Source organism: Paenisporosarcina sp. FSL H8-0542 (assembly GCF_038632915.1).
GTDB lineage: Bacteria > Bacillota > Bacilli > Bacillales_A > Planococcaceae > Paenisporosarcina.
This window is the reverse complement of sequence record NZ_CP152050.1, coordinates 1,244,331-1,269,737: the sequence shown is the minus strand read 5'-3', so window position 1 is coordinate 1,269,737 and position 25,407 is coordinate 1,244,331. Positions and strand designations below refer to the sequence as shown.

Here is a 25,407-nt window from a genome sequence, read left to right as displayed (position 1 = left end):
CTCTATATACGGGGTGGATTGTTTTGTTTCCTACATATGTACTTGGTTTTTACAAAGGATAAAATCTGTCGTAGAGTAAAGCATTGCCAAAATGAAAAGGCTATTCCCATTCACCAATTGGTAAGTGGAAATAGCCTTTATTTTATCCTCGAAGTTGTGCGTTGCCTTCTTCTTCAAGTGCTTTTAGCACTTTCGAATGAGCCTTCACGACTTCTTCATCTGTTAATGTACGTTCTGGATCTTCGTAAGTTAGTGAGAATGCAACCGATTTATGACCTGGTTCCATTTTCTCTCCTTCGTATAAATCGAAGACGCGGATATCTTTCAATAACTTCCCACCAGCTGCACGGATAATCTGTTGTAATTTGCCTGCAGCTTGCGTGCGATTTACGACTAAAGCGATATCACGTGAAATGGATGGGAAACGTGGTACTGGTGTATACAATAATGGCTCTAATGCGAAATTCAGTATTTTCGCCATGTTCAATTCCATTACATACGTTTCTTTCAAATCACGTTTCTTTTGTTCGGTTGGGTGCAATTGACCGACAACACCAATCACTTCATCTGCCAACTTCACTGACGCAGTTCGCCCTGGATGTAATCCATCCACTTGAGCTTGCTCAAATGATACATGTTTTTCTAATCCTAGCTTCGCAAATAGCCCTTCAATGATTCCCTTTAATACAAAGAAATCGACTGTTTTGCGTTCGCCTTGCCAGCTATGGTCAAGCCATTTGCCAGTCATTACTGCCGCCACATGCTCTTCTTCAGATGGAAGTCCTTCTGCTGTTTCACCAAGGAACACTGAACCCGTTTCAAACAATGTCACCGAATCAGCTTTACGCGCAACGTTGTAGCTTGCTGCTTCCAATAAATGCGGAATTAATGACTGACGCAGAGTGCTGCGATCTTCGCTCATCGGCATCAACAATTCTGTTACTGGAGCCGTTTCAAGTGCAAATCGCTGTGCAAGTTCTTTTGAAGTCAATGAATACGTAATTGCTTGATGCAAGCCTGCACCTTCAAGGAAGTTGCGAACTAAGCGACGTTGTGCTTGATAAGGTGTTAAACCACCCGGTGTTGATTCACCTTCAGGCAAGGTCATCGGAATATCATCATATCCGTAGATACGCGCAATTTCTTCCACGATATCTTCTTCTATTTGAATATCCTGGCGACGAGTTGGTGCTTTAATATAAAGCAATCCATTCGCTGCTTCGAAATCAAATTTCAGACGGTTTAAAATTGACGTCATTTCTTCTAAAGAAATTTTCATTCCTAAACGATTGTTAATAAAGTCAGGTGATACGATGACTTCTTTTTGAGATTTATCCAGCTCATCAAATTTCACACTTCCTTGCAGCACTTCTCCTCCTGCAAGTTCGGCAATCAGTTGGGCAGCTCTTTCTGCAGCTGCTTCCACACGGTTAGGATCCACGCCTTTTTCAAAGCGAGAACTCGCATCACTACGTAGGTTGTGATCTTTTGAAGTTTGACGGACAGAAGCTGGTTTGAAATAAGCTGACTCAATAACCACTGTTGTCGTGCCTTCATGTACTTCTGAGTTTGCCCCACCCATAACACCTGCGAGTGCCACTGGTTCTTGACCATTTGTGATGACTAAATGATGAGCTTGTAATTCACGCTCTTGGTCATCCAAAGTGGTAATTTTTTCGCCTGCATGTGCTGCTCTGACAACGATTTCTCCAGTTTGTAAACGGTCGTAATCAAATGCATGAAGCGGTTGACCATATTCCATTAAGACGTAGTTCGTTACGTCCACAACGTTGTTATGAGGTCGTACACCTGCAGCCATCAAGCGTTGTTGTAACCATAATGGCGATTCGCCGATGACAACATTTTTGACTACTTTTGCCACGTACATCGGGTTTGCATCTACATCTTCTACGTGAAGTTTCAAGACGTTTTCTGCTGCTTCACTTGACGAAGCATAGTTGATTTCAGGATATTTCATATCTTCAGAAAGAATGGCACCGACTTCATACGCTACACCAAGCATGCTCATCGCATCAGCACGGTTAGGCGTCAAGCCTAATTCAAGTACCGTATCGTTTAATCCTAAAATTTCAAGTGCATCTGCACCAGCTTGTATACCTGCAGGTAAAACGTATATTCCTTCAGCATACTTTTTAGGTACAAGTTTCCCTTCAATCGCAAGTTCTTGAAGGGAACAAATCATCCCGTTCGATTCTTCGCCACGAAGCTTCGCTTTTTTGATTTTCATGCCGCCAGGTAATATAGCGCCAGGACGTGCAACAATTACTTTTTGACCTGCTGCGATATTCGGTGCGCCACAAATAATTTGTGTCACTTCTTCTCCGACATCCACTTGGCAAATCGATAATTTATCCGCTTCAGGATGCTTGCCGCATTCCAATACATGACCTACAACTACGTTTATCATGCCATGTGAGCGGTCGATAACTGCGTCCACTTCGATTCCTGAACGAGTAATTTTTTCAGCGAGTTCAGCCGGAGCCAACCCTTTAGTATCAATATAATCTGCTAGCCATTTTGTAGAAACGAGCATGTGATCTCCTCCTTACACTTCCGTCCGGTGGAATTGCGATACGAATCGCACATCATTTGTATAGAAATGACGAATGTCTTCCACTCCATATTTCAACATCGCAATGCGTTCTGGTCCCATACCAAATGCAAATCCTGACAGACGTTTTGAATCGTATCCTGCCATTTCCAATACATTTGGATGTACCATACCGGCACCTAAAATTTCAATCCAGCCTGTTTTTTTACAAACATTACAGCCACTGCCGCCACATTTGAAACAAGAAATGTCCATTTCAACCGAAGGCTCAGTGAACGGGAAGAAACTTGGACGCAGACGAATTTCACGATCGTCTCCAAACATTTTCTTCGCAAATACTGATAACGTTCCTTTTAAATCACTCATACGAATGTTTTCGCCAATCACAAGTCCTTCGATTTGCGTGAATTGGTGTGAATGCGTCGCGTCATCATTATCACGTCGATACACTTTACCAGGACAAATAATTTTGATGGGTTCTCCACCTTTTGCTTCCATTGTGCGTGCTTGCACTGGGGATGTATGGGTACGCAGTAAAATATCTTCCGAAATGTAGAATGAATCTTGCATATCACGAGCAGGATGCCCTTTTGGCAAGTTCAATGCTTCGAAATTGTAGTAGTCTTTTTCTACTTCAGGTCCTTCAGCAATTTCATAGCCCATATTGATGAACAGGTCTTCGATTTCTTCCACGACACGTGTAAGTGGATGATGATTTCCTGTTTTCACTGGACGACCCGGCAATGTCACATCAATTGATTCATTTTCAAGTTGTTGTTGAATGGCAGCGTCTTCTAAAATAACTAGGCGCTCATCGAGTACAGCGGTTACTTCTTCACGGACTACATTGACCAAGGCACCCATTTGCGGACGTTCTTCAGCCGGAAGTTTACCCATCCCTTTTAACAAATCGGTAATCGGTCCTTTTTTCCCTAAATACGCAACACGTACGTCTTGCAGTTCTTTCACAGTTGAAGCGGCTTGAATTTTGCCGATCGCTTCGTCTTTCAATTGTTGTAATTGTTCTTGCATGTGTACATCTCCTTCCAAGAAGTAAAGCAATGTTTAATAATACTGTTGTTTATCTTACATTTGCGCTAGCCGCATGTCCCGCAAAGAAGGGGTTGCCACAAAATTATTTTGCAACGAGTAACCGCAGGAGTAGGACGTGGCGTTTTAAACCTTCGTTCCTTTTCATGCAAGGCGCAAATGCACTCTTTCGTTTTTCAACATCAACAACATTCATTAACATAGCCAAAAATAAAAAAACCCCGCCCCTAAAAAAGGGACGAGGAACATTTTCGCGGTACCACCCTGATTACTACGCTGAGTATCCAGACGTAATCACTTCATTGAATTAACGGCTCTTCACCGGCGCACCTTTACAGCAATTGCTGGTCCTGATGGCAGCTAACGGGGTGAACTTCGATGAATCTTTACTATTTGCACTCACAGTCTCGGTGCAAACTTCCTGAAATAAAGGGTTTCATGTACTCTTCCCGGTCACAGCTTTTGAATGTATCAAATTAGTTACTATTATACGCTCGAATTACGGTTTCATCAACATTCAATTTGATTGAGGAATTAATGTGTATAAAAGAATACCTGTCGCGACCGCTACGTTTAATGATTCAGCTTGTCCTAGCAATGGAATTTTCAAATTCGTATCTGTTTGAACAAGAAGTTCTGGCGAAAGCCCGCTTCCTTCATTGCCCATAATCAATGCAAATCGCGCTTGAGGTTTCACTTGGTTATATAGTACTGATTCGTCCAATGATGTACCATACACAGGTATTTCCTGCTCCTTGCAGATTTGAACCCATTGAGATAAATCGCCTTTGACTATCGGAATATGAAAGTGCGAACCTTGACCGGAACGAACCGTTTTCGGATTATAAGCGTCTGCCGATCCTTTTCCTAAAACGACGGCATCCATTCCGGCAGCATCAGCTGTGCGAATCATTGTCCCGACATTCCCTGGATCTTGAACAGCATCAATAAAGAGAAGTTTTTTCCAAGTTTGTTGTTGCTCCTCTGTTGCCACTTGTTGACTACAATATGCGTATATTCCTTGTGAGTGCTCTGTTTCGGCAATTTCTTTCGCAATATCCATTGTGACTTCAATAATGTCTACATCATCTACATTCCAGCCAGTTGGAATTGTTGTTCCTTCTCTTACAATCATGGCTAACACATTCGACTTGTTTTTTAATGCCTCTTCAACCAAATGGAAGCCTTCGACTAAAAATTCTCCAGATTTATCACGTTCTTTTCGAACGGAAACAAGCTTTTTCCAATGTTTCACTTGTGAGTTTTGTGATGATTCAATACGTTTCATCGATTGTACGACCGCCTTTTTCTTTTAAGTGTATCAAATTCATGTATAAGTGGCGATAGTAGCGGACAAAATGAGGTGTGAGGAGGAGAGATTATGAACTTTCAAATTCGAGATGCAATCACCGCCAACATGGTTGGCAATAGTGCTACAGAAATTCGTGAAGTAGTTGAAGATGCCATCAAACGTGGCGAAGAACATTTACTTCCTGGACTTGGTGTGTTTTTTGAAAAATGGTGGAAAACAGCTGGTGAACCTGAAAAAGAATCAGTATTAAGACACTTGGAACAATCTTTCCAAGGATAAGTAAAGTCTCCGTATTGCACGGAGACTTTTTCATTTATATTTCCCGGACAAAGAAATCAAAGCCGAGTGCTGTTAATATTCCGAATACCAATGCCCACACAGCAATGCTGATAGCAGACCATATGGTCGTCTGTTTTTTGCTCCCACCCAATGTCATCGCGATAAATGCAGCAATGTGGGTCCCAATCAGTATGGGGCCAAGCAACAACATTCCAGGTAGCCCATATTTATTCCAAATCCTTTTTGCACGTTCACTGCGCTTGGATTCTTTCTGTACTTTTCCCTCGCGTCTTTTCGCTAACCATATTTTAAATTTATTGTATCCGATGATTAATGCCAAGACCGTTACCATATTCCCGATAAAGCCAATGACTACTACCCAAAAAGGATTTAATCCCGTTATGATACCTAGTGGAATTACCACGGCCATTTCAAGCCATGGAATGGCCGCCCCTAAAAACACTAATAAATATTCCCACATTATTCTTCCCCCTCCGCCAAATGTTTTCGTACTTCAATGTAATAAATTAAATATTGCATCCACGCCAAGATCAATATACCGAAAATCATCCAGAATCTAGATAATTCAAATACTAGGAAAATCGTTGCCAAAAGCGGCAGTGCCCACACAAAGAATGTATAAACTTTTTGTGCAGCTCTTCTCGTAATGTACATCATGCCTTCATCTTGCTCCAAGTATTCCAATGGTCGAATCTGCCACAGTGATAGTTTTTGAGATGGATTTTGCTTGTTATGTTTAGAGATTTTCATCGAAAAAATTGTGATCATCAAAACTGTAATAAAAAGAGCACCCAACAATAAAAATGATTCCAATGCATCGAGCTCTACGGAAAAACTGAATTCTTCAGATGTTTTGTATAGCTCTGTGGAGGCACCTGTTAAACTAAATGCTATAAAACCAAACAACACAATAAACGCCATTTGCCATAAAGGATACTGCACGCGTAAATCTTTTTTCATAATGGTTTCTTCCCTTCTAACCAAAATAATTGGTCTACAGTAATTTCAAACTCTCGTGCCAGTTTTAATGCCAATGTTATCGATGGTGAAAAATCTCCTTTTTCGATAAATCCAATGGTTTGTCGTGTAACGCCCACCCTTTCACCCAGTTCACCTTGCGAAAAACCAAAACGGGCACGAAGCTCTTTGACTCGGTTATGGAGCATACCTTCCACCTCTTCATGTTAAGTATTATATTCACAATGTAAACTATTGTTAACATTAAGTAAAGTATTATTAACAAATTTAATGTAATTTTTTCCATAAAAAAACTCCTGAAAAATTAATCAGGAGCTTTTCTACTTTATGACAGAATCGATGCTAATATGGCTTTTTGAGCATGGAGTCGATTTTCTGCTTGTTCAAATACAACTGAATGCGGACCATCGATGATAGATGTTGCGACTTCTTCCTCACGATGCGCGGGCAAGCAGTGCAAGAATAAATAATCCGTTTTAGCGTGTTTCACGAGATCTTCATTAATTTGATACTCTTTGAAAGCATCAAGTCGCGCGGCTGTCTCTTCTTCTTGCCCCATACTGGTCCAGACATCTGTATAAATGACATCCGCACCTGATACAGATTCAATTGGATTGTTAGTCGCCAGGATGCTTGAACCATTTGAAGCGGCTAGTTTTTGAGCCTTGTTAAGAATCGTGGAATCAATTTCAAAACCTTTAGGAGTTGCAATGGATACATCAATTCCTAAATGAGCACACGCAATAACGAGAGAATGTGCTACATTATTCCCGTCCCCCACGTAAGCAAGTTTTAAACCTGCTAAATAGCCTTTCACTTCATGAATCGTCAGGACATCGGCTAAAGCCTGGCAGGGATGGAATAGATCTGTTAAGCCATTGATGACAGGAATACTCGCAGCTTCAGCTAATTCTTCGACCATTTTATGTGAATGGGCACGAATCATAATGCCGTCCATGTAACCCGATAATACTTTTCCAGTATCTGAAATAGGCTCCCCACGTCCGATTTGCAAGTCTCTTGCATGCATATACATTGCATGACCACCTAATTGATTGATTCCAACTTCAAATGAAATACGCGTTCTGGTTGAGTGTTTTTCAAATATGAGCCCTACCGTCTTTCCTGCCAGTAGTGGAGGGTGCACGTTGTTTTTAGCCAACTTCTTCAGATTGGTTGCTAGTTCCAACAATTGTTTTACTTCCATTGAAGTATAGTCGAGCCATGTTAACAAGTCTTTATTTTTCACACTTTCCACTACTTCAAGATTTACGAATTCAAGTAATTTCATAAATATTCACTCCTCGTTATAATTATGTATAGTTATTATATATTTGAATATTTATAATTACAAGTGAATATTTATTAATTAATTCAAAAAAAGTGCCTTATTTTCATAAGACACTTTAACTTTCTTTACACCGATACTGCGAACTAGTTAATTCTTAGAGCAGCCAATGTGTTTTGTCCGAATAAAAATACATCTCTGTTATCATTCAGGCGTTGTACGAAAACTGTATAAGTTACATTTTTGTTTTCATTTGATTCGAATTCCACATGTGCAAATGGCACTTGAGTACGATCATCATGTCCAGGTTGATCAATTTCGAAAATTTGTCTGTAAATCGTACGTTCGCTACCTGACTCAGATGTTCTTACAATTGTTAACTTAATTACAGCAACATCATTACCATAAACACATGTGTCATTGTCAAAACCAACAATTCCGCTAAACCAAACTTTGTCATCTTTACAGATTTTTTTGAATGAAACCTGAAGTACTTGAATCGGTTCTTCGAATATTTCATCGTCTAAAACTGATGTATCTGATTGGAATTCTACTTTGTCTGTTTTGCCTGTGCATTTTTCACAGTCGTGTTTTTTCTTATCGTGATCGTCTTTCTTATCGTGATTGTCTTTCTCGCATACTACTTTAATGTTAACATCACCACACTTAGGACATTCCTTCTTATCCCAGTCGTGTTTATGGTCACACCATTCTACTTTCGTCTCTGCTTCACGACATTTGAAACAGTCACAGCCCTCTATTTTTTCCCACGTCTTTTTGTTATATTTCATATTTGATTGCACCTCCTTCCTTTTGGATCGATACTAGAATCCATGTTTCGGTTTCTCTCAATCCGTATTTGCCTTACATCTATAACATATTAAAAGAGAGAAAGTTGCTCTAGGCAGATTGGAAAACTAATAGTTTTTTCTATCGTTTCTCATATCATATTTTTTGGACATAAAAAAACGTAGTCACTTGGACTACGCTCCACTCTATTTATAGTATTAATATAGTGCTAGTAATTTCATAAATATTCACACTTTGTTATAATTATATGTGAATATTTATAATTATAAGTTAAATTTATTATTTAATAATAAAATAAAGTGTCTTATTTTCATAAGACACTTCAAATTTACATCCATTTCGTGAACTAGTTAATTCTTAGAGCAGCCAATGTGTTTTGTCCGAATAAAAATACATCTCTGTTATCATTCAGGCGTTGTACGAAAACTGTATAAGTTACATTTTTGTTTTCATTTGATTCGAATTCCACATGTGCAAATGGCACTTGAGTAAGATCGTCATGTCCAGGTTGATCGATTTCAAAAGTTTGTCTGTAGATGATACGCTCACTTCCTGACGCAGTTGTTCTTACAATTGTTAATTTAATCACAGCAACATCATTACCACAAACAACTGTGTCATTATCAAAACCAACAATTCCACTCAACCAAACCTTGTCACCTTCACATATTTTGTTGAAAGAAACCTGAAGTACTTGGATCGGTTCTTCGAAAATTTCATCGTCTAAAAATGATGTGTCTGATTGGAACTCTACTTTGTCTGTTTTACCTGTGCATTTTTCACAGTCGTCTTTCTTTTTCTCATCGTGATCCTTCTTATCGTGATCTTCTTCTTTGCATACTACATGGATGTTAACATCACCACACTTAGCACATTTACATTCATCTTTTTTATCCCAATCGTGGTTTTTTTCACATTTTTCTTTGCTTTCTGCTTCACGACATTTGAAACAGTCACAGCCCTCTATTTTTACCCATGTCTTTTTGCTATATCCCATTATTAATTTCACCTCCTTCCGTTTGGATTGTTAGTAGACTCCGTTACGCGTTTCCACTCAATCCGTTTTCCCTTACATCTATAACATATTAAGTGATAGAAAAATGCTCTAGGTAGATTGGAAAACAAAATAGATTTTTTCAATAATTTCTCACGTCAAAATATATGGGACATAAATAAAAGCGCAGCCACTTGGACTACGCCTTCACCTTTCAATTAATGATTGATATGACAACAATCTATCATGCATAAAATACCAAGAGTATCAAAAAAGCATCGCCTCAGCGATGCTTTCTGATTTCCTTATTAGTCGAAGATAATTTTGTTCACTGTGTCACGATCTAGTTTTTTGATTACCGCGACAATCAGTTTGACTGCATTTTCATAATCATCACGGTGTAAAATACCTGCATGAGAATGAATATAGCGAGTTGCGATCCCAATGGCCAATGAAGGAACACCGTTCGCTGTCAAATGAATCGCTCCGGCATCTGTTCCGCCTCCAGGAATAGATTCAAACTGATAAGGAATATTATTTTCTTCGGCAGTATCTACCACTAGATCGCGAAGTCCTTTGTGAGAAACCATTGAAGCATCAAACAATACCAATTGTGGACCTGCTCCCATTTTGCTTGTAGATTCTTTTGCTGTAATCCCTGGCGTATCACCAGCAATACCGACGTCAACTGCAAAACCAATATCCGGCTTGATTTTCGCGGCTGCTGTGCGTGCTCCACGTAATCCAACTTCTTCTTGGGCAGCTCCCACACCATATACAATGTTTGGATGTTTCTCATCTTTTAATGCCTTAAGAACATCAATTGCGATTGCACAACCAATACGGTTATCCCACGCTTTTGCCAGAAGCATTTTTTCATTGTTCATAACAGAGAATTCGAAATATGGTGTTACCATATCTCCTGGCAATACGCCCCACTCCATAGCTTCTTCTTTCGAAGAGGCACCGATATCAATAAACATGTCTTTGATATCAACCGGTTTATTGCGTGCTTCAGGTGATAAGATATGTGGTGGTTTCGATCCAATGACACCAGTAATAGATTCACCTTTACGCGTCACAATTGTTACACGTTGAGCAAGCATAACTTGTGACCACCAGCCACCAACGGTTTGGAACTTTAAGAAACCTTTATCATCAATTTGAGTGATCATGAATCCGACTTCATCCAAGTGACCGGCAACCATGATTTTCGGGCCTTCCGCGTCGCCTACTTTTTCTGCAATTAAGCTACCCAGATTATCTGAATCCATTCGGTCAGCAAATGGCTCGATGTATCTTCTCATAACATCTCGTGCTTCACGTTCATTCCCAGGTATGGCCTTTGCGTCTGTTAAATCTTTCAGCATTGTAAGTGTTTCATCAAGTTTCGTCATTATTTCGTCCTCCTAAATATGCTCTAACTATATTATTATAATGGAAACGTATTCAGTTTTCAAAATATTCTTTAATAACCAGAGCGTTGACGTTCGTAATTTTTTTCATTCTTGTCAATATATGCTTTTACGATTTGAAGATGTGTAAAACCTAGTGATGATCCAACGGCTCCATACCATTTCCACACATCTTCATATAGCGGTCTGGTTGGTTCATGGAGAAATTGTTGAATAGATGCATGGGTATTTAGAAATAAATGAGTCAGAGAACCTGCTTTTTCCTCAACTGGCCAACTATCTAAATCGTCCAATTGTTTTTCAATGCCGAGAGACAGTAAGAAATGAATGGAATCTACGTATTCTTCCAAAATCGTTTCCTTATCTGATGGCCCTTTTGCACTCCAAAATTTGAAGCAACGTGTTTCATTCGCCAATTCAGCGAGTTCAACTAATAACGCTAACCCTTTTTCAAGAAATACATCATGAGATATATTCTTCTCCGATTGAATATATCTGTCGAGAGCTTTTTGCATCGTAAATAACTGCTGTAATTCCATATCAAATACCTCCAGAAAAAAATTTGAACAATCTTGAAACCAAAGTATTTGTTCATCCGTATACCATAGTAACACGTCTGCCCAAAGGGAGGTTCCATTATGATCATCGTATTGATCCGATTTCTTATACTCGCACTTGTTGTCTATTTGTTTTACCGTGGAATTATTTACTTAATGGATCCCAAGCGAAAACTTGATGACGCTTACGAAAAGGGTGCTTACTATTTTTACGATGATGTGAAAAATGTGAGGAAAAATTTCTTCATTTCATTTAAAGGGGCACTGTTTGAGGGCGAAAAATATCTTGGCACTACTGGTGATGCATTCGAAGTTGTGTCCATATTTGTCTGGGTCAAAGATACAATGAAACTGCAAGGCTTTACACGGGACGATTTTTTATTCCTGGAAAAAGAAATCTTGATGAACTACCCAGAAGCGGATATCAGCTGGAAAAATCCAATCGAAAAATTGATGAAAAACCAATAAGAAGAAACCCGACACGAAAAATTAGTGTCGGGTTTTTTGATTTAGTTATTGGATTATGAGATTTTTGAAGGTATTCGCGTAATATGAGGTCCTATTCTCGCTTGTAAAGTTCCTATTCGCGCTTTTCACTGCTCTATTCGCGTTCACAACGAATCTATGCGTGGACTGAGGACTCTATTCGCGAATCATCCAATATCTGCTTTTTTTCATGACCACTCTTTCAACAATGGAGCAGCCCAGATGATTAAAGCTACCTGTAGAATCGCCAGTAATGTAAAGCCAATTCGGAAGGACATATGTTTTGTCTTATGGCGATAGAGAATCATTCCTAGGTACGCTCCTACGCCACCGCCAAGTATCGCAAGGTTCCATAGAGTGCGTTCTGGCACTCTGCGTTTATGCGCTTGTGCTGCTGTTTTATCATGACCCATAGTAAAAAACGAAACGATGGACATGACAATGAAAAACCCGATAAGTATGAGATGCATACTAAAATTCCCCCTAATAGATTGACGTGATTAGTCTCAACAAGTAGTTGCCTCTGAGGACACTTTGAACGATAAACGCTTCAGTTTGAGCGATAAATTCATATTTTGATCGACAAATACCTTAGTTTGAGCGATAAATCTCTCAGTTTGAACGATAAATTTTTCACAATCTATTCCCATTATCTTCAGAACCTCAAAATTACTATGTATGAATTAGTATAAAAAAAGACTGATGGAAAATCCATCAGCCTTTTGAATAAGTAAAATTACTTGTTCATTGATTTTTTAGCAGCTTCTGCTAATTGTGTGAATGCTGCTGCGTCTGTAACAGCTAGGTCAGCTAACATTTTACGGTTAACTTCAATACCAGCTAATTTCAAACCGTGCATTAAACGGCTGTAAGAAAGACCATTCATGCGAGCTGCTGCATTGATACGTGTGATCCATAATTTACGGAAGTCACGTTTTTTGTTACGACGGTCACGGTAAGCATAGTTACCTGATTTCATAACTGCTTGGTTTGCTACTTTATATAGTAATTTTTTAGCACCATAATAACCTTTTGCTAATTTTATAACTTTTTTACGACGCTGGCGCGTCACTGTTCCGCCTTTTACGCGTGGCATAATACATTACCTCCTGCTTTTATTTCGAATGTTTAAGTTTCGAGTATTAACTTACTTCATGTAAGCGATAAGTGATTTGATGCGTTTGTAGTCACCAGAAGAAACTAGTCCACCTTTACGTAACTTACGTTTAGCTTTAGTAGACTTATTTGCGAATAAGTGACTGCGGTATGCAGATGCACGTCTTATTTTTCCAGAACCAGTCTTTTTAAAACGCTTAGCCGCGCCGCGGTGAGTTTTCATTTTTGGCATGTCGAATTCCTCCTAAACTGTTCGTCAATCTTACTTTTTCTCGTTCTTCGGTTGAAGAACCAAGAACATGCTACGGCCTTCCATCTTCGGTTTTTGTTCAACCGTCGATACTTCAGCACAAGCTTCTGCAAAACGATCTAACACGCGTTGACCAATCTCTTTGTGCGTAATTGCACGGCCTTTAAAACGGATAGAAGCTTTGACTTTGTCTCCTTTTTCAAGGAACTTGATTGCATTTCGTAATTTCGTTTGGAAATCATGTTCATCGATTGTTGGGCTCAAACGAACCTCTTTCAATACGATAATCTTTTGATTTTTACGAGTCTCACGATCTTTCTTTTGCTGCTCAAATTTGAATTTACCATAGTCCATGATACGAGCGACTGGTGGCTTGGCTTGAGGGGCCACAAGGACAAGATCCAAATTAACACGAGCGGCAATTTCTAACGCTTCAAAACGCGTTTTAACTCCTAATTGATCACCATTTTGATCGATAATACGAAGTTCACGAGCGCGAATGCCATCGTTTACATACATGTCTTTGCTAATAGTAATCCACCTCCAGGTAGTGTCGCGAATACATGGTTTGGGCATATCGTTTATCGAAATGCTCAATAAATCGGTTACGCCGTTCCGGACCAATAAAAAAACGAGCGGACATTTACATAAGTAGATGTCCGCCCGCCGATATATGCAAGTACAACGCTGTACGTTACGTTCAATCGTGTGCCGACCTGTCAACTACATCTAGTGTCAATCAGGTGAGAAGCGGGCAGCCTCTTCTTATACCACAAACTTTGTATTCATTAACCTTAATAACAATACCATAGACAAAAATCGTTGTCAACAGCTTTAGTTAATTTCTTGTTGAATGCGTGAAAGGAACTCGTCAAATGGAATGCTTTCCGAATTCTGCTCACCGTACTTGCGCACATTCACGAAGCCGCTTTCCAGCTCCTTGTCACCTAGGACTAGCATGTATGGAATCTTCTGCATCTGTGCTTCACGAATCTTGTAGCCAAGTTTTTCATCGCGTTCGTCCATCTCAACTCGCAAGCCTGCTGCCTGGAGTTTTTCGATAACGCCTTTTGCATAATCGAAGTGGACCTCATTAGAAACCGGGATGACTTGAACTTGAACCGGTGCCAGCCAAGTCGGGAATGCACCTTTATACTCCTCGATAAGGAAAGCAACGAAACGTTCCATAGTTGATACTACTCCACGGTGGATGACAACCGGGCGATGTTGTTTGCCGTCTTCACCGATATAGGATAGATCAAATTTCTCAGGCAATAAGAAGTCAAGTTGAACAGTGGATAACGTTTCCTCTTTACCTATTGCAGTTTTGACCATTACATCCAATTTAGGGCCATAGAACGCCGCTTCGCCATCAGCTTCGTAGTAGTCCAAGTTTAACTCATCCATTGCTTCTTTCAGCATGCTTTGTGCTTTGTTCCACATATCATCGTCATCATAGTACTTTTCTTTATCTTCTGGATCACGGTAAGACAAACGGTATGAGTAATCATTAATATCAAAATCTTTGTAAACACCAATAATCAATTGAACGACACGCTTGAACTCATCTTTGATTTGATCTGGGCGGACGAAGATATGCGCATCATTCAATGTCATTCCTCGTACACGCTGAAGACCACTCAAAGCACCTGACATTTCATAACGATGCATTGTACCAAGCTCAGCAATGCGCATAGGCAGGTTACGGTATGAATGAATGCCATTTTTGAAAATCATCATATGATGAGGGCAGTTCATCGGACGCAATACTAGATCTTCATTGTCCATACTCATTACCGGGAACATATCGTCTTGATAATGATCCCAGTGTCCGCTTGTTTTGTACAGTTCCACACTGCCCATTACTGGCGTGTAGACATGATCGTAACCAAGCTTCACTTCTTTATCGACAATATAGCGTTCGATGATGCGGCGGATTGTTGCACCTTTAGGTAACCACATCGGCAGTCCTTGACCTACTTTTTGTGAGTTCATGAATAAATTAAGTTCTTTCCCGATTTTACGGTGGTCACGCTCTCTCGCTTCTTCAAGCATTTTCAGATGTGCAGCCAATTCTTCTTTTGTGAAGAAAGCTGTTCCGTAGATGCGTTGCAACATTTTATTGTCGCTGTTACCTCTCCAATATGCACCTGCAATACTTAGTAATTTAAATTCTTTTAACTTACCAGTAGACGGAACGTGTACCCCACGGCATAAGTCGAAAAATTCACCTTGTTCGTAAATGGATACTTGATCATCTTCAGCAATTGCTTCCAACAACTCAATTTTATATTCATCCTCTTTAAACTTGTCAAATGCTTCTGCACGAGACACGTTGTGACGTACAATTTCAAGATTTTCATTGATGATTTTCTTCATTTCTTTTTCAATAGCCGTCAAATCTTCTGCAGTAATTGGTTGTGGTGAATCGATATCGTAATAGAATCCATTTTCAATTACTGGGCCTACGCCTAATTTCACATCTTTGAAAAGACGCTTTACTGCTTGAGCCAATAAGTGAGCTGTACTATGACGCAACACTTCCAGCGCTTCATCTGAGCCTGCAGTAACAATGGCAATTGCACCATCTTGCTCAAGTGGCGCTTTCAAGTCTACAAGTTGGTTATCCAGTTGACCAGCCAACGCTTTTTTACGAAGGCCGGGACTGATTGATGCTGCAACATCTTCGGTTGTCGTGCCTTTTGGGAACTCCTTTATCGCGCCGTCTGGAAATTTCAGTTGAATTGTTTCTGACATTTACCCCACTCCTTCGTTTTTATTATTAAAATTGAACACAAAAAAACCCCGTCCTATGAAAGGGACGAGGTTTGAGTTCGTGGTTCCACCCTTCTTCCTTCTCTTCAGTCCAGGACTAAAAAGATGAAGCTTTGAGCCGGCTAACGGGCCGTTACCGTCAACAGTTACTAAGATTTCACTGTTGCTGCTCCGAGGTGGTAAATTGAGTGTCGTACTTAAGAAGCTTTCAGCCAGGGCTTCTCTCTCTAAAAAGTCGTACAGACAAGTATTGTCCTCTTCTTGGCATTTCTTTATTCTTATGTTGACATTTTACTCTTGCATGAAATCAAATGCAACTGAAAATTTAAAATTATACACTCATTAATTCTCGGGCTTCTTGTTCCGGTACGAATTGTGGCGTTGGATGGGGATGAATCCCAAGCAAATCACAAGGGCGACCGATTAAATCAATGCAACCATCTTTCAGCTTAACGATACGATCCGCTAATGCATGGGCATCATTTTCGTCATGTGTGACGAAGATGGACGTAATATTTGCTTTTTTAATAATTTCACGTAAGTCTTTACGAATTTTCACTTGCAGTTCTGCATCTAAATTACTGAAAGGCTCATCCAATAAAATCAAGTGTGGGTTTGGCGCAATAGCCCTTGCAATCGCCACACGTTGTTGTTGACCTCCACTAAGTTGATGCGGATAACGTTTCTCATAATCCTGAAGTTCAACTAATTCAAGAACTTCCGCGAGGCGTTTTTTCTTTTCAGCTTTTTTCATTTTAAATAAACCGAATATGATATTCTCTCCAACCGTCATATGGGGAAACAGCGCATAATCCTGAAACACCATTCCTATGCCTCGCTTCTCAGGTTGCAGAAATGTTTTGTTATCGAAAATCACTTCATCCTGAATCGTCAATGTACCTTGAGTTGGCTTTTCAAGTCCAGCTAGGAGACGCAGTATCGTGCTTTTTCCACTGCCGCTTCGACCTAATATTGAGATGACTTCCCCTTTTTCAATATTCATTGAAAACTGGTCTAGTGCAGAGCGATTTGTATTTGGATATTTGAAACAAACATTTTGAATGGAAATAAACATGTCAATCAGGCTCCTTTTCGAGAAACTTATAGAAAATAACAATGGCAAGGGCACTAATACCGACAATTAATAACGAAGCTTGTGAAGCTTCCATAATTTTTTCATCACTTGCATATTGGAATGCTTTTGTTGAAAGCGTATCAAAATTGAATGGACGTAATATTAACGTTAAAGGTATTTCTTTTAATATATCAATGAAAACTAAAATATATCCGCTGATAATTGCGCCTTTCAGCATCGGTACATCTACTTTGAAAAACGTTTTTGTCGGCCCGACACCTAGAAGTCTTGAAGCGTCCCTAAAGTCTGTTCCAATTTTATCGTATCCAGATTCAATGGAATTATAACCAATTGCAAAGAATCGGATGATATAGGCGGAAATCAACATCGTTAAACTTACACTTAGAACAAGTGTTGTCCCAACACCGAGCATTTGATACAAAGGTGCAAGAAAACGATCGAGTGCAATAAATGCAGTAACAACTGCTACGGAAATCACCGCTCCTGGTATAGAGTAACCGAGAATTGTTAACTTAGGAAACAGTTTCGCTACTTTGCTATGTACCAAACGACTGAAGTTTCCGACAATCAAAGCGAAAACAATTATCACAAATGCACTGATGCCTGCTACTGTTACTGAGTTCTTAACGTAAGTCAGAAATTCATCCATCGGGATTGTCCCAAATGTCAGGAGCATCCAATCAATCAGCTGGGCTATTGGAATGAAGAATCCTAGACTTAATATCAACAACCCGTAACCAGTTGCAAGAAACGCTTTCATGCCTCTCAACTGAATAAGTGGCAATGGCCGTACTTTTGTGGTGGAATAACTGTATTGCCTTCTTCCACGCAATATTTTTTCAATCAATAGAATCAAGATGACAAACCCCATAAGGGATGCGGCAAGTTTAATTGATGATTCAATATCACCTAAACCAAACCAAGTTTGAAATATTGCCGTCGTAAATGTCTGGATGCCAAAGTATTTCACCACACCATAATCATTTAACACTTCCAGCACAACTAAACTTGCTCCACCAATAATGGAAACCCTTGAAATCGGAATGACGACTTGGAAAAACGTACGCCAAGGACCTTTTCCGAGCACTCTTGCACTTTCAATCAATGAAGCAGATTGCTGGGATAAGAATATTCGGGTAATTGTATAAACATAAGGATATAAAAACATCGTATAAATAAAAATTGCTCCGGGCAGATTCATGATGTCAAAAAATGAAGGATTCAGCTCCATATCGAATCGATCTCTTAGAGTCTTTTGTATTACTCCTGTGTAATTGACAATCCCGTGGTATGTATATGCACCAATAAAAGGTGGGATGGATAGAGGCAAAATAAGAGCCCATTTTAGAAATTTTCTCAAAGGGAATTGATATTGCGCAATCAACCATGCCAGACTCAACCCTATGAATATCGTTAGTATAGCGGTAGTGCTAATTAAAATCAGTGAGGTTTTAATGAAAGAGCCTAGAACAAATTCTTTCATATGTGCCCAGTTTTCATTGGCTGGAGAAAAAACGCCCATTACAATCGTTAAATTCGGTAAAAACAGGAGAATCATAATGATTGCCGCTGCTACCGTCCACATATTCACACTAGCCAATCTTCTTTGCACGTCACCAACACCTCTTATCCAATCGCAAGAAATCCCTTGTTACGTTTGAACGTAACAAGGGCATTTGATTTGTTTATTTCCAACCAACTTCGTTGAAGATTAAAATTGATTTTGCATTGTTGTCACCAAGAGCAGATAATGGAATATCTTGTTCTTTGAATTCGCCCCATGATTTAAGTAATTCAGTCGGTTCAACTGATTCATTTACTGGGTATTCATAATTTGCTTCGGCAAATGTTCCTTGAGATTCAGGAGATGATAGGAACTCAAGTAATTTGATCGCATTGTCTTTGTTCTTCGCATTTTTTACAACTCCGGCACCACTTACGTTAACATGAGTACCTGTCGTTTCTTGGTTAGGGAAGAACAAGCCTAAGCCTTCTGCAACTTTAACTTCTTCTGGATCTTCAGAGTTCAGCATTTGACCAAAGTAGTAAGTGTTCATGATTGCTACATCGCCAACACCTGCAGCAATTGCTTTCGCTTGATCACGGTCTCCACCTTCAGGATCACGTGCAAAGTTCGATACTAATCCTGCAGCCCACTCTTTTGCTTTCTCTTCACCATTGATTTCAATGAAAGAAGCTAACAAAGATTGATTATACACATTTTCAGAGCCACGAATCAAGACGCGACCTTTCCATTGGTCTTCAGTCAACGCTTCATATGTTGATAATTCTTCAGGTTTCACTGTTTCTTTGTTGTAGACAATGACACGAGCACGTTTCGTTAAACCGTACCACATTTGATCTTTATCTTGGAAGTTGGCTGGAACTTGTTCATCCAGAACATCACTTGATACCGCTTGCAGTAACCCATCCTCTTTTGCACGGTATAAACGTCCAGCATCGGCAGTCAAGAATAAATCTGCCTCAGTTGCATCACCTTCGCGTTTAATACGCTCAAGTAATTCGTCAGCTTCACCTTTGATTACATTTACTTTGATGCCAGTTTCTTCTTCGAATTTTTTGTAGAGTTGGTCGTCTACATCATAGTGACGAGCTGTGTATAGGTTTACTTCTTTGCTTTCGTTTGTTTCGTTTGTTTCTTTTGTTGCTTTGTTCTTTGTATCCTTAGAAGTAGTATCGTTGCCACATGCAGATAATACGACTAGAGCAAAAGCTAAAACAATAAATAATGCTTTTTTCACTGAATGTCTCTCCCTTTGTATATGTAGTGAACCATTGAAAACGATTCTCACTCTCAATTATAGACATGTAATTGAGAATGTCAATCACCCTCTACATAGCGTTTAATATTTCTATTATTCTAAAAATAAGGGATTTATTAACTATCAAGGTTGATTTTACAAAAAGGAAACTTTGCCCTTTCCGCGCACGAACCAGCAAGCGTAAAAACAACCACACCATTTAATAGAGCAGAAAATAAAAAAAATATTATTTCTCATTTTCAGTTGGATTTTATGTCTGGTTTAAGATGCAAGTCTTCTGTCATTTACATTTCCCCATAAAAAAACTACCAGACTGAAACAGTCCAGGTAGTCACACTTTTCTTTATCCATCTCGTCTATTTTTCCCGCTCAGTCGCATCGGAATTGTTATCGAACGTATACGTTCCATGATTCGCGCTGCTTTCACTAGTTCCCGTTCGCCTTTTCCAGAGTACGCTAAATGCTCTTCGAGTGCGTCATAGTCAAAGTTCGATGTAATGAAAGTTGGTAAGTTCTCTGCCATACGATAATGCAACACAGTCCCAAGGATTTCGTCTCTCGTCCAGCTGGATAATGTTTCAGCTCCTAAATCGTCGAGCATAAGTACAGGTGCTTTCTTTACATAGTCCACTTTTTCCTGTAGCGACTGATCCTGTATGGCGTGTTTCATTTCACGTAAAAATTCCGGCACGTATACAAGAACTGTTTTTATTTTCTGTTCAGCAAGTTCATTTGCCATGGCGCCTAATACATAGGATTTACCAACGCCAAATTCGCCAAAGATATAAAAGCCTTTTGAAGGTAAATTCCCTGTCGTTTTGACTTCTTCCATAAATGCATTTGCTGCCGTACCAAGATTCACACGGGTATTATGATCGTATGTAACGGTCGCAAGTGTTGCCTGCAACACATCCTTTGGCATATGCATGCTCGAAATCATTGCAGACACTTGACGACGTTCATCTTCAATCGTTTTTTGTCTGCATCTTGCATAATCAAGGTCTATAGATCCGCGGACTATTGTCAATTTCGGCACGTAGCCTTTCATGACATTCTGGCAGCTGGCCACATTTTCACAGGTTTCACAGTCATGATTTTGAGAAGTATATTCATATAGTTTCCCGAGTCCACGATCAACCATATCTTTGTTGACAAGCTCTGCATTCTCCGATAAAAACGCTTGAACTCCACGATCTTCAAGAATTTCATTTTTCATTTTTTCATAACGCTTCGAAAATTCAGGTGCATTCACGACGCGTTTTAACGTTTCACTAATTGGTTCCATTCGTTTTCGCCTGCCCCTCTGTTACACCGAGTTTTTCAAGCAATTGCTGTTTTTTTGCTTCCCAATCTTCTGTCACTTCATTTTCAACCGTTTTTTTCGTTGAACGATTTTCTTTCGCTTTATAGAACCATTCCGGCACTTTTTCATCGCGCACATTTTTTCGCTTATATGAAGTTGTCTTTGATGAATTTTGCCAATCCATATACTGGTCATGTTCTTTTCGTGAAATTTCAATTGCCTGTTCGCATGTCGAAATGTTTTCACGTTGCCAGTGCGCTGCAATTTTGTGCACATAATTTTTGTTCAGTTTCATTTTCGCTCGGATTAGAACGAATTGTAATAAGACATTGACGACTGCGGGTGGAAAACCATATTTAAATATAAGTTCATTGGCTAAATCAACTTCTACAGGCAAAGGCTCCTTACCGTTCGATAAATCTCTTAACACTTCCAGTGGTGGCGTTTCTTCGAGATATTTAATAAGTGATTGATCTTTGGAAAGTTTCACTTCCTGAGAAACCACTTCACGCTGCACACCAGCCTTAGGCATCAACCTTGGAGGTTTAGAAGAAATAGAGAGCTTGTAATAATCAGCTGCTGTTTTTTTCAAACGTTCTTCCGTAATGCGATTTTGATCATCAATAGCCATCATCAACACTTTTTGCATATCGATTGCATTTAACGAGTATAGAAAAGCTACTTTTGCAATCAGTTCCTTTACAGATAAAGTTAATACACTGGAAGGAATCATGACTTCAGATAACCCTGATTTCAATAAATCAAAATCAAAATCCATCGAATAGAATGGAATCTTCTTCGGCCGTTCGGAAGTTTGCTCTATTTGCCCTGGTTCAAATATATGCCCCAGTTTATTGTAATCATGGTTGCTTTTAAAAACGTCCTGCAGGTCACGCGATACATTCTCATACCCGTTTAAGTTTGGTTGCTTTTTAACGAAGCGCTCTCTTATACGTATATACGCTTTTTCGTGTATGACGCTATATAAAGATGTGGCCAAAATCGGTTCACTGAAGAACGAAGCTGCATCCAGGGGTGCTACTACCTCATAAATGAACAGACGTTTATCGTCAGCATCTTTTTTCCACGTTTTCATCAGTCCAATGGCTTCGAGTGACACACGGGCATCAAATATTTTCTTTAACGACATATTCAACACATCCATTAAATAATAGTGTGTCAATTGTTCAGTTGTTTCGCACTCTGATTCTGCCCATAATGTACAATACAAACTCATCGCATCTGAACCAATGATAGGTTTATACAACATCGTCACTAGCTGGCGATCCTTGTCCGTCAGTATATTGGGCATTTGGATGATGAAGCTATCTACCGGCTGAAGTTCTTTAAATAATAGTTGCACGCAACATCGTCCTCCTGTCCCTTATTTTTTGTCTTCTGGACTTTTCTTCAACAAGTCTTTTAATTCATCTATAAACACATTAATGTCTTTAAATTGTCGATATACGGACGCAAAGCGCACGTATGCTACTTCATCGATGGTTGCCAGACGATCCATGACCATTTCGCCAACATCCTCTGACTTCACTTCGGAATTGCCGATTCGACGTAAATCTTTCTCAATTGAGAATACGACATTTTCAAGAGATTCAAGCGTCACAGGGCGTTTTTCACATGCGCGAATCAGGCCTCTCAATACTTTTTCGTGGCTGAATTCTTCGCGTGACCCACCTTTTTTCACTACTATCAACGGCATTTCTTCTACTTTTTCGAAAGTAGTAAAACGAAAACCACAGTCTTCACATTCTCTTCTTCTGCGGATCGCTTTATTATCGTCTACCGGTCGTGAATCCACGACCCGCGTTCCATTAAATTGGCAAGCTGGACATCTCATAGTTTTATCTCCTGAATTTCGTCATTCGTTTAGTGTTCCTATTATATCAAAAAAAGTCCATTAAAATCGAAAAAGCAGAGGAATTTCTCCCTCTGCCTACTCAGTTTAGTTGTTATGCATGTGCTGTTACGCGCGCTTTACCCGCAATAACAGGACCCATTCCACGTGGAATTTCTGTCATTTCACGAGTCTGAGATCCAAGTGCATCAGCAATATATTTAGCAGCAATTGTTGGATCTAAATCGCCGCATGTATATACATCAATACTTGCGTAACCGTGTTCTGGGAAGCTGTGGATAGTTAAGTGTGATTCAGAAATGATCACGACTCCACTTACACCTTGTGGTGCAAATTTGTGGAATGCTACTTCACGTACTTCTGCTCCTGATTTAAGTGCTGCCTCTACAAACGTCCGCTCGATGTATGTTTCATCGTTCAATTTGTCAAATTCGCACTCCCATAGTTCTGCGATAACATGACGCCCCATTGTTTCCATGGTTCGTTTCCCCCTTTGATAAGTTTTTTATAGTTTGTTGAATCATCAAAGTCGACTACCACGGGGGAAAGTTAGTCCAGAGAGGTCCTAACCCTTTAAGCAGTCAGTTGGTACAATAAAAGTACACGATTCACATTATATGTTGTAATCTCACACAATGCAAGTGTTCGAGAAAAAAATAATTCCTCCCTACTTTTGAAAGCATGTAGGGAGGAATATTTTATTAGGCAATTACTGTATCTTTTAGTGCTGCGCCTACTTTTTTCGTCAAATCTACTACACGTGCTGAGTAGCCCCATTCATTATCATACCAAGCCAGAACTTTTACCTTACGTGTTCCCATTACCATTGTCGTTAAACCGTCAATGATCGCTGAATGTGGGTTTGAATTGAAGTCAATCGACACAAGTGGTTCTTTAGTAAATCCAAGAACCCCTTTCATTGAACCTTTTGAAGCTTCAATAAATGCTGCATTTACTTCTTCTGCCGTCACATCAGTTTGTAAATCTACAACAAGATCCACTAATGACACATTTGGAGTTGGTACGCGAAGAGACAAACCATGAAGTTTACCTTTCAATTCAGGTAAAACCAATGACAATGCTTTCGCTGCTCCTGTAGATGTCGGGATGATAGACTGTGCACATGCACGGGCACGACGTAAATCTTTATGTGGATTATCTAAGTTCTTTTGATCATTTGTATACGCATGGATAGTCGTCATAAGACCGTTTTCGATGCCAAACGTGTCATTCAATACTTTCGCAACTGGCGCAAGACAGTTTGTTGTACAGCTGGCATTTGAAATGATGTCATGTTTTTCAATATTCAATTGATTATCATTTACACCCATAACGATTGTTACGTCTTCATTTTTACCAGGAGCAGTCAAAATTACTTTCTTAGCTCCAGCTTGTAAATGCAATGCCGCTTTTTCGCGGTCATTAAATTTTCCAGTTGCCTCGATAACGATATCAATGTTCATTTCTTTCCATGGTAACTTCAATGGGTCACGGTCACTTACAAGTTGAACTCGCTTACCATTTACAATTAAAGCGCTTTCTTCTATGACAATGTCACCAGAAAACGTTCCATGATTTGTGTCATACTTAATCAAATGTGCTAACGTTTCAGCAGGATAACTTGCATTAATTGCCACCACGTTTAAATCATCTTGAAGAATTGCCTGGCGAAATACCATACGACCAATACGGCCAAATCCATTAATAGCGATAGAAGCTGACATAAAAAATCCTCCTACAAGTATGTTATACTGTTAATCTTTTACCTGAAATTAGTATAACACATTTTAAACTAAGTTAAACACTTTGTTAGCAATGTAGAAATGTTCTATTTTTCAGAAAGTGGGACATTATACGTCCCACTCAGCTAGTATACGCTCTAATTGAACTTTTGATTGTTCGATTGACCCATTATTATATATGACCGCATCCGCACCGTTTTCTTTTTCGGAAAGTGGTAATTGGGACTGAATTCTTGCCTTAGCTTCTTCCTCAGACAACGAATTACGCTGCATCAATCTCTGTAGCTGTATCTCTTCCTTTACGGAGACAACCAGTATTTTATCAACAAAATGTTGGAGTCGACTTTCAAAAAGAAGCGGGATATCCATAATCAACGTTTCTTCCCCACTCTCAAAAAGTTCATCTCTCTGTCGCAGCATTTCTGCACGAATGGCTGGATGCATCAAATCGTTGAGCTGTTTCCTTTTTGCTGGATCATGAAAAATGAGCTGCCCCAGTGCTTCTCGGTTTAATGTGCCATCCTCATTCATTACCCCTTTGCCAAATATGCATTCAATGTCTGACAATGTTACGGTACCAGGTTCTACGACCACTCGAGCTACAAGATCCGCATCAATAATGGGATAGCCTTTTTCTTTTAACATTGCTGAAATTGTACTTTTTCCACTCGCAATACTTCCTGTTAATCCAATAATCATCTATTGTC

Annotated in this window: 27 protein-coding genes and 3 other annotated features; of the genes, 2 read left to right on the top strand and 25 right to left on the bottom strand. The window is 39.5% G+C overall.

What is annotated here, in order from left to right:
* Positions 1-142: 142 nt before the first annotated feature.
* The 3 genes from pheT to MHH33_RS06785 all read right to left on the bottom strand — a co-directional run bounded on the left by pheT (position 143) and on the right by MHH33_RS06785 (position 4,910).
* The gene (pheT, locus tag MHH33_RS06795; RefSeq protein WP_342543297.1) at positions 143-2,554 is read right to left on the bottom strand and encodes a phenylalanine--tRNA ligase subunit beta; all 2,412 of its coding nucleotides are present in this window, start codon (positions 2,552-2,554) and stop codon (positions 143-145) included.
* Positions 2,555-2,566: 12 nt separating this feature from the next.
* On the bottom strand, positions 2,567-3,604 hold the full coding sequence (gene pheS, locus MHH33_RS06790) for a phenylalanine--tRNA ligase subunit alpha (RefSeq protein ID WP_016426725.1): 1,038 nt from the start codon (positions 3,602-3,604) through the stop codon (positions 2,567-2,569).
* Positions 3,605-3,853: 249 nt separating this feature from the next.
* Positions 3,854-4,088: a binding site (T-box leader), on the bottom strand.
* A 51-nt stretch (positions 4,089-4,139) separates the two neighbouring features.
* Positions 4,140-4,910, bottom strand: a complete 771-nt coding sequence (locus MHH33_RS06785; RefSeq protein WP_342543296.1) for an RNA methyltransferase — start codon at positions 4,908-4,910, stop codon at positions 4,140-4,142.
* A gap of 93 nt (positions 4,911-5,003) precedes the next feature.
* On the opposite strand from MHH33_RS06785, the gene sspI reads away from it, so the two are divergent.
* Positions 5,004-5,213: a small acid-soluble spore protein SspI gene (gene sspI / locus MHH33_RS06780; protein ID WP_016426722.1), complete on the top strand. Its 210-nt coding sequence runs from the start codon at positions 5,004-5,006 to the stop codon at positions 5,211-5,213.
* Positions 5,214-5,247: 34 nt separating this feature from the next.
* Here the strand turns inward: sspI and MHH33_RS06775 are convergent, their stop codons facing one another.
* The 8 genes from MHH33_RS06775 to MHH33_RS06740 all read right to left on the bottom strand — a co-directional run bounded on the left by MHH33_RS06775 (position 5,248) and on the right by MHH33_RS06740 (position 11,258).
* Positions 5,248-5,694 carry a small multi-drug export protein gene (locus tag MHH33_RS06775; RefSeq protein ID WP_342543295.1) on the bottom strand — a complete coding sequence of 149 codons (447 nt, stop codon included), beginning with the start codon at positions 5,692-5,694 and terminating at the stop codon, positions 5,248-5,250.
* Positions 5,694-6,194 (bottom strand): hypothetical protein, encoded by a 501-nt coding sequence (locus tag MHH33_RS06770; protein WP_342543294.1) that lies wholly within the window; start codon positions 6,192-6,194, stop codon positions 5,694-5,696. Before MHH33_RS06770 ends, MHH33_RS06775 begins: the two co-directional genes overlap by 1 nt.
* A complete protein-coding gene (locus MHH33_RS06765) occupies positions 6,191-6,400 on the bottom strand; it encodes a helix-turn-helix transcriptional regulator (RefSeq protein ID WP_342543293.1) in 210 nt (69 codons plus the stop codon). The genes MHH33_RS06770 and MHH33_RS06765 overlap by 4 nt, the downstream gene beginning before the upstream one ends.
* Positions 6,401-6,537: 137 nt before the next feature.
* On the bottom strand, positions 6,538-7,503 hold the full coding sequence (gene argF, locus MHH33_RS06760; protein ID WP_342543292.1) for an ornithine carbamoyltransferase: 966 nt from the start codon (positions 7,501-7,503) through the stop codon (positions 6,538-6,540).
* A 143-nt stretch (positions 7,504-7,646) separates the two neighbouring features.
* Positions 7,647-8,291 (bottom strand): hypothetical protein, encoded by a 645-nt coding sequence (locus MHH33_RS06755; protein ID WP_342543291.1) that lies wholly within the window; start codon positions 8,289-8,291, stop codon positions 7,647-7,649.
* Between the two features lie 365 nt (positions 8,292-8,656).
* Positions 8,657-9,307 (bottom strand): hypothetical protein, encoded by a 651-nt coding sequence (locus MHH33_RS06750; protein WP_342543290.1) that lies wholly within the window; start codon positions 9,305-9,307, stop codon positions 8,657-8,659.
* Between the two features lie 305 nt (positions 9,308-9,612).
* Positions 9,613-10,701 carry a M42 family metallopeptidase gene (locus MHH33_RS06745; RefSeq protein ID WP_016426715.1) on the bottom strand — a complete coding sequence of 363 codons (1,089 nt, stop codon included), beginning with the start codon at positions 10,699-10,701 and terminating at the stop codon, positions 9,613-9,615.
* A gap of 71 nt (positions 10,702-10,772) precedes the next feature.
* A complete protein-coding gene (locus MHH33_RS06740) occupies positions 10,773-11,258 on the bottom strand; it encodes a dUTP diphosphatase (RefSeq protein ID WP_016426714.1) in 486 nt (161 codons plus the stop codon).
* 99 nt (positions 11,259-11,357) lie between these two features.
* On the opposite strand from MHH33_RS06740, the gene MHH33_RS06735 reads away from it, so the two are divergent.
* Positions 11,358-11,744 carry a hypothetical protein gene (locus MHH33_RS06735; protein WP_016426713.1) on the top strand — a complete coding sequence of 129 codons (387 nt, stop codon included), beginning with the start codon at positions 11,358-11,360 and terminating at the stop codon, positions 11,742-11,744.
* A gap of 206 nt (positions 11,745-11,950) precedes the next feature.
* Here MHH33_RS06735 and MHH33_RS06730 read toward each other — a convergent pair whose 3' ends face one another.
* The 14 genes from MHH33_RS06730 to coaE form a co-directional block, all read right to left on the bottom strand.
* On the bottom strand, positions 11,951-12,232 hold the full coding sequence (locus MHH33_RS06730; RefSeq protein WP_342543289.1) for a DUF1294 domain-containing protein: 282 nt from the start codon (positions 12,230-12,232) through the stop codon (positions 11,951-11,953).
* A gap of 266 nt (positions 12,233-12,498) precedes the next feature.
* The gene (rplT, locus tag MHH33_RS06725; protein WP_016426710.1) at positions 12,499-12,858 is read right to left on the bottom strand and encodes a 50S ribosomal protein L20; all 360 of its coding nucleotides are present in this window, start codon (positions 12,856-12,858) and stop codon (positions 12,499-12,501) included.
* Between the two features lie 51 nt (positions 12,859-12,909).
* A complete protein-coding gene (rpmI, locus tag MHH33_RS06720; protein ID WP_016426709.1) occupies positions 12,910-13,110 on the bottom strand; it encodes a 50S ribosomal protein L35 in 201 nt (66 codons plus the stop codon).
* Between the two features lie 30 nt (positions 13,111-13,140).
* The gene (gene infC, locus MHH33_RS06715; RefSeq protein WP_016426708.1) at positions 13,141-13,647 is read right to left on the bottom strand and encodes a translation initiation factor IF-3; all 507 of its coding nucleotides are present in this window, start codon (positions 13,645-13,647) and stop codon (positions 13,141-13,143) included.
* 102 nt (positions 13,648-13,749) lie between these two features.
* Positions 13,750-13,901 (bottom strand) — a sequence feature (ribosomal protein L20 leader region).
* Positions 13,902-13,962: 61 nt separating this feature from the next.
* A complete protein-coding gene (gene thrS, locus MHH33_RS06710; protein WP_016426707.1) occupies positions 13,963-15,885 on the bottom strand; it encodes a threonine--tRNA ligase in 1,923 nt (640 codons plus the stop codon).
* A 57-nt stretch (positions 15,886-15,942) separates the two neighbouring features.
* Positions 15,943-16,175 (bottom strand) — a binding site (T-box leader).
* 59 nt (positions 16,176-16,234) lie between these two features.
* Complete coding sequence (locus MHH33_RS06705; RefSeq protein WP_016426706.1) at positions 16,235-16,978, bottom strand: ABC transporter ATP-binding protein; 744 nt, start codon at positions 16,976-16,978, stop codon at positions 16,235-16,237.
* 1 nt (position 16,979) lies between these two features.
* A complete protein-coding gene (locus MHH33_RS06700) occupies positions 16,980-18,611 on the bottom strand; it encodes an iron ABC transporter permease (RefSeq protein ID WP_016426705.1) in 1,632 nt (543 codons plus the stop codon).
* A 73-nt stretch (positions 18,612-18,684) separates the two neighbouring features.
* Positions 18,685-19,761: a Fe(3+) ABC transporter substrate-binding protein gene (locus MHH33_RS06695; protein WP_016426704.1), complete on the bottom strand. Its 1,077-nt coding sequence runs from the start codon at positions 19,759-19,761 to the stop codon at positions 18,685-18,687.
* A 364-nt stretch (positions 19,762-20,125) separates the two neighbouring features.
* The gene (gene dnaI / locus MHH33_RS06690; protein WP_016426703.1) at positions 20,126-21,067 is read right to left on the bottom strand and encodes a primosomal protein DnaI; all 942 of its coding nucleotides are present in this window, start codon (positions 21,065-21,067) and stop codon (positions 20,126-20,128) included.
* Positions 21,054-22,448 (bottom strand): DnaD domain protein, encoded by a 1,395-nt coding sequence (locus MHH33_RS06685; protein ID WP_016426702.1) that lies wholly within the window; start codon positions 22,446-22,448, stop codon positions 21,054-21,056. Before MHH33_RS06685 ends, dnaI begins: the two co-directional genes overlap by 14 nt.
* A 21-nt stretch (positions 22,449-22,469) precedes the next feature.
* Positions 22,470-22,940, bottom strand: a complete 471-nt coding sequence (nrdR, locus tag MHH33_RS06680; protein ID WP_016426701.1) for a transcriptional regulator NrdR — start codon at positions 22,938-22,940, stop codon at positions 22,470-22,472.
* Positions 22,941-23,052: 112 nt separating this feature from the next.
* Complete coding sequence (gene speD / locus MHH33_RS06675; protein ID WP_016426700.1) at positions 23,053-23,436, bottom strand: adenosylmethionine decarboxylase; 384 nt, start codon at positions 23,434-23,436, stop codon at positions 23,053-23,055.
* A 223-nt stretch (positions 23,437-23,659) separates the two neighbouring features.
* Complete coding sequence (locus tag MHH33_RS06670; protein WP_342543288.1) at positions 23,660-24,682, bottom strand: glyceraldehyde-3-phosphate dehydrogenase; 1,023 nt, start codon at positions 24,680-24,682, stop codon at positions 23,660-23,662.
* Between the two features lie 126 nt (positions 24,683-24,808).
* Entirely contained in the window at positions 24,809-25,399 is a 591-nt protein-coding gene (coaE, locus tag MHH33_RS06665) for a dephospho-CoA kinase (RefSeq protein WP_342543287.1), read from the bottom strand.
* Positions 25,400-25,407 lie beyond the last annotated feature (8 nt).

Excerpts from the sequence above, each read along its gene's own strand:
- pheT (WP_342543297.1), bottom strand. The coding sequence starts at position 2,554 with ATGCTCGTTTCTACAAAATGGCTAGCAGATTATATTGATACTAAAGGG.
- pheS (WP_016426725.1), bottom strand. The coding sequence starts at position 3,604 with ATGCAAGAACAATTACAACAATTGAAAGACGAAGCGATCGGCAAAATT.
- MHH33_RS06785 (WP_342543296.1), bottom strand. The coding sequence starts at position 4,910 with ATGAAACGTATTGAATCATCACAAAACTCACAAGTGAAACATTGGAAA.
- sspI (WP_016426722.1), top strand. The coding sequence starts at position 5,004 with ATGAACTTTCAAATTCGAGATGCAATCACCGCCAACATGGTTGGCAAT.
- MHH33_RS06775 (WP_342543295.1), bottom strand. The coding sequence starts at position 5,694 with ATGTGGGAATATTTATTAGTGTTTTTAGGGGCGGCCATTCCATGGCTT.
- MHH33_RS06770 (WP_342543294.1), bottom strand. The coding sequence starts at position 6,194 with ATGAAAAAAGATTTACGCGTGCAGTATCCTTTATGGCAAATGGCGTTT.
- MHH33_RS06765 (WP_342543293.1), bottom strand. The coding sequence starts at position 6,400 with ATGCTCCATAACCGAGTCAAAGAGCTTCGTGCCCGTTTTGGTTTTTCG.
- argF (WP_342543292.1), bottom strand. The coding sequence starts at position 7,503 with ATGAAATTACTTGAATTCGTAAATCTTGAAGTAGTGGAAAGTGTGAAA.
- MHH33_RS06755 (WP_342543291.1), bottom strand. The coding sequence starts at position 8,291 with ATGAAATATAACAAAAAGACGTGGGAAAAAATAGAGGGCTGTGACTGT.
- MHH33_RS06750 (WP_342543290.1), bottom strand. The coding sequence starts at position 9,307 with ATGGGATATAGCAAAAAGACATGGGTAAAAATAGAGGGCTGTGACTGT.
- MHH33_RS06745 (WP_016426715.1), bottom strand. The coding sequence starts at position 10,701 with ATGACGAAACTTGATGAAACACTTACAATGCTGAAAGATTTAACAGAC.
- MHH33_RS06740 (WP_016426714.1), bottom strand. The coding sequence starts at position 11,258 with ATGGAATTACAGCAGTTATTTACGATGCAAAAAGCTCTCGACAGATAT.
- MHH33_RS06735 (WP_016426713.1), top strand. The coding sequence starts at position 11,358 with ATGATCATCGTATTGATCCGATTTCTTATACTCGCACTTGTTGTCTAT.
- MHH33_RS06730 (WP_342543289.1), bottom strand. The coding sequence starts at position 12,232 with ATGCATCTCATACTTATCGGGTTTTTCATTGTCATGTCCATCGTTTCG.
- rplT (WP_016426710.1), bottom strand. The coding sequence starts at position 12,858 with ATGCCACGCGTAAAAGGCGGAACAGTGACGCGCCAGCGTCGTAAAAAA.
- rpmI (WP_016426709.1), bottom strand. The coding sequence starts at position 13,110 with ATGCCAAAAATGAAAACTCACCGCGGCGCGGCTAAGCGTTTTAAAAAG.
- infC (WP_016426708.1), bottom strand. The coding sequence starts at position 13,647 with ATGTATGTAAACGATGGCATTCGCGCTCGTGAACTTCGTATTATCGAT.
- thrS (WP_016426707.1), bottom strand. The coding sequence starts at position 15,885 with ATGTCAGAAACAATTCAACTGAAATTTCCAGACGGCGCGATAAAGGAG.
- MHH33_RS06705 (WP_016426706.1), bottom strand. The coding sequence starts at position 16,978 with ATGTTTATTTCCATTCAAAATGTTTGTTTCAAATATCCAAATACAAAT.
- dnaI (WP_016426703.1), bottom strand. The coding sequence starts at position 21,067 with ATGGAACCAATTAGTGAAACGTTAAAACGCGTCGTGAATGCACCTGAA.
- nrdR (WP_016426701.1), bottom strand. The coding sequence starts at position 22,940 with ATGAGATGTCCAGCTTGCCAATTTAATGGAACGCGGGTCGTGGATTCA.
- speD (WP_016426700.1), bottom strand. The coding sequence starts at position 23,436 with ATGGAAACAATGGGGCGTCATGTTATCGCAGAACTATGGGAGTGCGAA.
- MHH33_RS06670 (WP_342543288.1), bottom strand. The coding sequence starts at position 24,682 with ATGTCAGCTTCTATCGCTATTAATGGATTTGGCCGTATTGGTCGTATG.
- coaE (WP_342543287.1), bottom strand. The coding sequence starts at position 25,399 with ATGATTATTGGATTAACAGGAAGTATTGCGAGTGGAAAAAGTACAATT.